The organism is Citrobacter sp. S55_ASV_140 (genome assembly GCF_018919505.1).
Classification (GTDB): domain Bacteria; phylum Pseudomonadota; class Gammaproteobacteria; order Enterobacterales; family Enterobacteriaceae; genus Citrobacter; species Citrobacter werkmanii.
This window is the reverse complement of sequence record NZ_JAHLQZ010000265.1, coordinates 1-4,326: the sequence shown is the minus strand read 5'-3', so window position 1 is coordinate 4,326 and position 4,326 is coordinate 1. Positions and strand designations below refer to the sequence as shown.

The 4,326-nt window shown below is 51.1% G+C and carries 10 protein-coding genes; all 10 read left to right on the top strand.

All coding sequences use genetic code 11. From position 1 onward, the window contains the following. The coding region (gene rplD, locus KQJ18_RS22085) for a 50S ribosomal protein L4 (RefSeq protein ID WP_216422740.1) at positions 1-567 on the top strand (567 nt) is incomplete at its 5' end. Further along, positions 564-866 carry a 50S ribosomal protein L23 gene (gene rplW, locus KQJ18_RS22080; protein ID WP_000617546.1) on the top strand — a complete coding sequence of 101 codons (303 nt, stop codon included), beginning with the start codon at positions 564-566 and terminating at the stop codon, positions 864-866. The genes rplD and rplW, both read left to right, overlap by 4 nt. 17 nt (positions 867-883) lie before the next feature. Further along, positions 884-1,705 (top strand): 50S ribosomal protein L2, encoded by an 822-nt coding sequence (gene rplB, locus KQJ18_RS22075; protein ID WP_038634702.1) that lies wholly within the window; start codon positions 884-886, stop codon positions 1,703-1,705. A 16-nt stretch (positions 1,706-1,721) separates the two neighbouring features. Then, positions 1,722-2,000: a 30S ribosomal protein S19 gene (rpsS, locus tag KQJ18_RS22070; RefSeq protein WP_001138115.1), complete on the top strand. Its 279-nt coding sequence runs from the start codon at positions 1,722-1,724 to the stop codon at positions 1,998-2,000. Between the two features lie 14 nt (positions 2,001-2,014). Continuing rightward, complete coding sequence (gene rplV / locus KQJ18_RS22065; RefSeq protein ID WP_000448832.1) at positions 2,015-2,347, top strand: 50S ribosomal protein L22; 333 nt, start codon at positions 2,015-2,017, stop codon at positions 2,345-2,347. Positions 2,348-2,364: 17 nt separating this feature from the next. Further along, the gene (rpsC, locus tag KQJ18_RS22060) at positions 2,365-3,066 is read left to right on the top strand and encodes a 30S ribosomal protein S3 (protein WP_000529945.1); all 702 of its coding nucleotides are present in this window, start codon (positions 2,365-2,367) and stop codon (positions 3,064-3,066) included. Positions 3,067-3,078: 12 nt separating this feature from the next. After that, positions 3,079-3,489: a 50S ribosomal protein L16 gene (rplP, locus tag KQJ18_RS22055; protein WP_000941208.1), complete on the top strand. Its 411-nt coding sequence runs from the start codon at positions 3,079-3,081 to the stop codon at positions 3,487-3,489. Then, entirely contained in the window at positions 3,489-3,680 is a 192-nt protein-coding gene (rpmC, locus tag KQJ18_RS22050; RefSeq protein WP_000644742.1) for a 50S ribosomal protein L29, read from the top strand. The genes rplP and rpmC overlap by 1 nt, the downstream gene beginning before the upstream one ends. Continuing rightward, positions 3,680-3,934, top strand: coding sequence for a 30S ribosomal protein S17 (gene rpsQ / locus KQJ18_RS22045; RefSeq protein WP_003031120.1), 255 nt, complete (start codon positions 3,680-3,682; stop codon positions 3,932-3,934). The genes rpmC and rpsQ overlap by 1 nt, the downstream gene beginning before the upstream one ends. A 163-nt stretch (positions 3,935-4,097) precedes the next feature. Then, positions 4,098-4,326, top strand: a 229-nt coding sequence (gene rplN, locus KQJ18_RS22040; RefSeq protein ID WP_216422739.1) for a 50S ribosomal protein L14, incomplete at its 3' end; no start/stop codon positions are given.

The window sequence follows — 4,326 nt, the reverse complement described above, 5'->3', positions numbered from 1 at the left end:
GTTTCCGAAACTACCTTCGGTCGTGATTTCAACGAAGCGCTGGTTCACCAGGTTGTTGTTGCTTATGCAGCTGGTGCTCGTCAGGGTACTCGTGCTCAGAAGACTCGTGCTGAAGTAACTGGTTCAGGCAAAAAGCCGTGGCGCCAGAAAGGTACCGGCCGTGCGCGTTCAGGTTCTATCAAGAGCCCGATCTGGCGTTCAGGTGGCGTGACCTTCGCTGCTCGCCCGCAGGACCACAGTCAAAAAGTTAACAAAAAGATGTACCGCGGCGCGCTGAAAAGCATCCTGTCCGAACTGGTACGTCAGGATCGTCTGATCGTTGTCGAGAAGTTCTCTGTAGAAGCGCCTAAAACTAAGCTGCTGGCACAGAAACTGAAAGACATGGCTCTGGAAGATGTGCTGATCATCACCGGTGAGCTGGACGAAAACCTGTTCCTGGCTGCGCGCAACCTGCACAAGGTTGACGTACGCGATGCAACTGGTATCGACCCGGTTAGCCTGATCGCCTTCGACAAAGTCGTAATGACTGCTGATGCTGTTAAGCAAGTTGAGGAGATGCTGGCATGATTCGTGAAGAACGTCTGCTGAAGGTGCTGCGCGCACCGCACGTTTCTGAAAAAGCGTCTACTGCGATGGAAAAAACTAACACCATCGTTCTCAAAGTTGCTAAAGACGCGACCAAAGCAGAGATCAAAGCTGCTGTGCAGAAACTGTTTGAAGTCGAAGTCGAAGTCGTTAACACCCTGGTAGTTAAAGGGAAAGTTAAACGTCACGGACAGCGTATCGGTCGTCGTAGCGACTGGAAAAAAGCTTACGTCACCCTGAAGGAAGGCCAGAATCTGGACTTCGTCGGCGGCGCTGAGTAAGTCGGAGGAGTAATACAATGGCAGTTGTTAAATGTAAACCGACATCTCCGGGTCGTCGCCACGTTGTTAAAGTGGTCAACCCAGAGCTGCACAAGGGCAAACCTTTTGCTCCGCTGGTTGAAAAAAACAGCAAATCCGGTGGTCGTAACAACAATGGCCGTATCACCACTCGTCACATCGGTGGTGGTCACAAGCAGGCTTATCGTATTGTTGACTTCAAACGCAACAAAGACGGTATCCCAGCAATTGTTGAACGTCTTGAGTACGATCCGAACCGCTCCGCGAACATCGCGCTGGTTCTGTACAAAGACGGTGAACGCCGTTACATTCTGGCCCCTAAAGGCCTGAAAGCTGGCGACCAGGTTCAATCTGGCGTTGATGCTGCAATCAAAGCAGGTAACACCCTGCCGATGCGCAATATCCCGGTTGGTTCTACCGTTCATAACGTAGAAATGAAACCTGGTAAAGGCGGTCAGCTGGCACGTTCCGCTGGTACTTACGTTCAGATCGTTGCTCGTGATGGTGCTTATGTCACCCTGCGTCTGCGTTCTGGTGAAATGCGTAAAGTCGAAGCAGACTGCCGTGCAACTCTGGGCGAAGTTGGCAATGCTGAGCATATGCTGCGCGTTCTGGGTAAAGCAGGTGCTGCACGCTGGCGTGGTGTTCGTCCTACCGTTCGCGGTACTGCGATGAACCCAGTCGATCACCCACATGGTGGTGGTGAAGGTCGTAACTTTGGTAAGCACCCGGTAACTCCGTGGGGCGTTCAGACCAAAGGTAAGAAGACCCGCAGCAACAAGCGTACTGATAAATTCATCGTACGTCGCCGTAGCAAATAATTTTAGAGGATAAGCCATGCCACGTTCTCTCAAGAAAGGTCCTTTTATTGACCTGCACTTGCTGAAGAAGGTAGAGAAAGCGGTGGAAAGCGGAGACAAGAAGCCCCTGCGCACTTGGTCCCGTCGTTCAACGATCTTTCCTAACATGATCGGTTTGACCATCGCTGTCCATAATGGTCGTCAGCACGTTCCGGTATTTGTTTCCGACGAAATGGTCGGTCACAAACTGGGTGAATTCGCACCGACTCGTACTTATCGCGGCCACGCTGCTGATAAAAAAGCGAAGAAGAAATAAGGTAGGAGGAAGAGATGGAAACTTTAGCTCAACATCGCCATGCTCGTTCTTCTGCTCAGAAGGTTCGCCTTGTTGCAGACCTGATTCGCGGTAAGAAAGTGTCGCAGGCTCTGGATATTCTGACCTACACCAATAAGAAAGCGGCTGTACTGGTTAAGAAAGTCCTGGAATCTGCCATTGCTAACGCTGAACACAACGATGGCGCTGACATTGACGATCTGAAAGTTACGAAAATTTTCGTAGACGAAGGCCCGAGCATGAAGCGCATTATGCCGCGTGCAAAAGGTCGTGCAGATCGCATCCTGAAGCGCACCAGCCACATTACTGTGGTTGTGTCCGATCGCTGAGACTCTGGAGACTAGCAATGGGTCAGAAAGTACATCCTAATGGTATTCGCCTGGGTATTGTAAAACCATGGAACTCAACCTGGTTTGCGAACACCAAAGAATTCGCTGACAACCTGGACAGCGATTTTAAAGTACGTCAGTACCTGACTAAGGAACTGGCTAAAGCGTCTGTATCTCGTATCGTTATCGAGCGTCCGGCTAAGAGCATCCGTGTGACCATTCACACCGCTCGCCCGGGTATCGTTATCGGTAAGAAAGGCGAAGACGTAGAAAAACTGCGCAAAGTCGTAGCTGATATTGCTGGCGTTCCTGCCCAGATCAATATCGCCGAAGTGCGTAAACCTGAACTGGACGCAAAATTAGTTGCTGACAGCATCACTTCTCAGCTGGAACGTCGCGTTATGTTCCGTCGTGCTATGAAGCGTGCTGTACAGAACGCAATGCGTCTGGGCGCTAAAGGTATTAAAGTTGAAGTTAGCGGCCGTCTGGGCGGCGCGGAAATCGCACGTACCGAATGGTACCGCGAAGGTCGCGTACCTCTGCACACTCTGCGTGCTGACATCGACTACAACACCTCTGAAGCGCACACCACTTACGGTGTAATCGGCGTTAAAGTGTGGATCTTCAAAGGCGAGATCCTGGGTGGTATGGCTGCTGTTGAACAACCGGAAAAACCGGCTGCGCAACCTAAAAAGCAGCAGCGTAAAGGCCGTAAATAAGGAGCGTCGCTGATGTTACAACCAAAGCGTACAAAATTCCGTAAAATGCACAAAGGCCGTAACCGCGGTCTGGCTGCTGGCGCGGATGTTAGCTTCGGCAGCTTCGGTCTGAAAGCTGTTGGCCGTGGTCGTCTGACTGCCCGTCAGATCGAAGCAGCACGTCGTGCTATGACCCGTGCAGTTAAGCGTCAAGGTAAGATCTGGATCCGTGTATTCCCGGACAAACCGATCACTGAAAAGCCGCTGGCAGTGCGTATGGGTAAAGGTAAAGGTAACGTGGAGTATTGGGTTGCCTTGATTCAGCCGGGTAAAGTCCTGTATGAAATGGACGGCGTACCGGAAGAGCTGGCCCGTGAAGCATTCAAGCTGGCAGCAGCGAAACTGCCGATTAAAACCACCTTTGTAACTAAGACGGTGATGTAATGAAAGCAAAAGAGCTGCGTGAGAAGAGTGTTGAAGAGCTGAACACCGAGCTGCTGAATCTGCTGCGTGAGCAGTTCAACCTGCGTATGCAGGCTGCAAGTGGCCAGCTGCAACAGTCTCACCTGTTGAAGCAAGTGCGTCGTGATGTCGCACGCGTTAAGACTTTACTGACTGAGAAGGCGGGTGCGTAATGACCGATAAAATCCGTACTCTGCAAGGTCGCGTTGTTAGCGATAAAATGGAGAAATCCATCGTTGTTGCTATCGAACGTTTTGTGAAACACCCGATCTACGGTAAATTCATTAAGCGTACGACCAAACTGCACGTACATGACGAGAACAACGAATGCGGTACTGGTGACGTGGTTGAAATCCGCGAATGCCGTCCGCTGTCCAAGACTAAGTCCTGGACGCTGGTTCGCGTTGTAGAGAAAGCTGTTCTGTAATACAGTAGGCATTCTCAACGAATAAACGGCTCAGCGATGAGCCGTTTATTTTTTCTACCCATATCGTTTGAGCGGTGTTATAATGCCGCGCCCCCGATATGGGGCTTTTTTAACGACCTGATTTTCGGGTCTCAGTAGTAGTTGACATTAGCGGAGCACTAAAATGATCCAAGAACAGACTATGCTGAACGTCGCCGACAACTCCGGTGCACGTCGCGTAATGTGTATCAAGGTTCTGGGTGGCTCGCACCGTCGCTACGCAGGCGTCGGCGATATCATCAAGATCACCATCAAGGAAGCAATTCCGCGTGGTAAGGTCAAAAAAGGTGATGTGCTGAAGGCGGTAGTGGTGCGCACCAAGAAGGGTGTTCGTCGCCCGGACGGTTCTGTCA

Bases quoted from the DNA above. Each gene is read 5' to 3' on its own strand.
- rplP (WP_000941208.1), top strand. From the start codon at position 3,079: ATGTTACAACCAAAGCGTACAAAATTCCGTAAAATGCACAAAGGCCGT.
- rplB (WP_038634702.1), top strand. From the start codon at position 884: ATGGCAGTTGTTAAATGTAAACCGACATCTCCGGGTCGTCGCCACGTT.
- rpsC (WP_000529945.1), top strand. From the start codon at position 2,365: ATGGGTCAGAAAGTACATCCTAATGGTATTCGCCTGGGTATTGTAAAA.
- rpsS (WP_001138115.1), top strand. From the start codon at position 1,722: ATGCCACGTTCTCTCAAGAAAGGTCCTTTTATTGACCTGCACTTGCTG.
- rpmC (WP_000644742.1), top strand. From the start codon at position 3,489: ATGAAAGCAAAAGAGCTGCGTGAGAAGAGTGTTGAAGAGCTGAACACC.
- rplW (WP_000617546.1), top strand. From the start codon at position 564: ATGATTCGTGAAGAACGTCTGCTGAAGGTGCTGCGCGCACCGCACGTT.
- rpsQ (WP_003031120.1), top strand. From the start codon at position 3,680: ATGACCGATAAAATCCGTACTCTGCAAGGTCGCGTTGTTAGCGATAAA.
- rplV (WP_000448832.1), top strand. From the start codon at position 2,015: ATGGAAACTTTAGCTCAACATCGCCATGCTCGTTCTTCTGCTCAGAAG.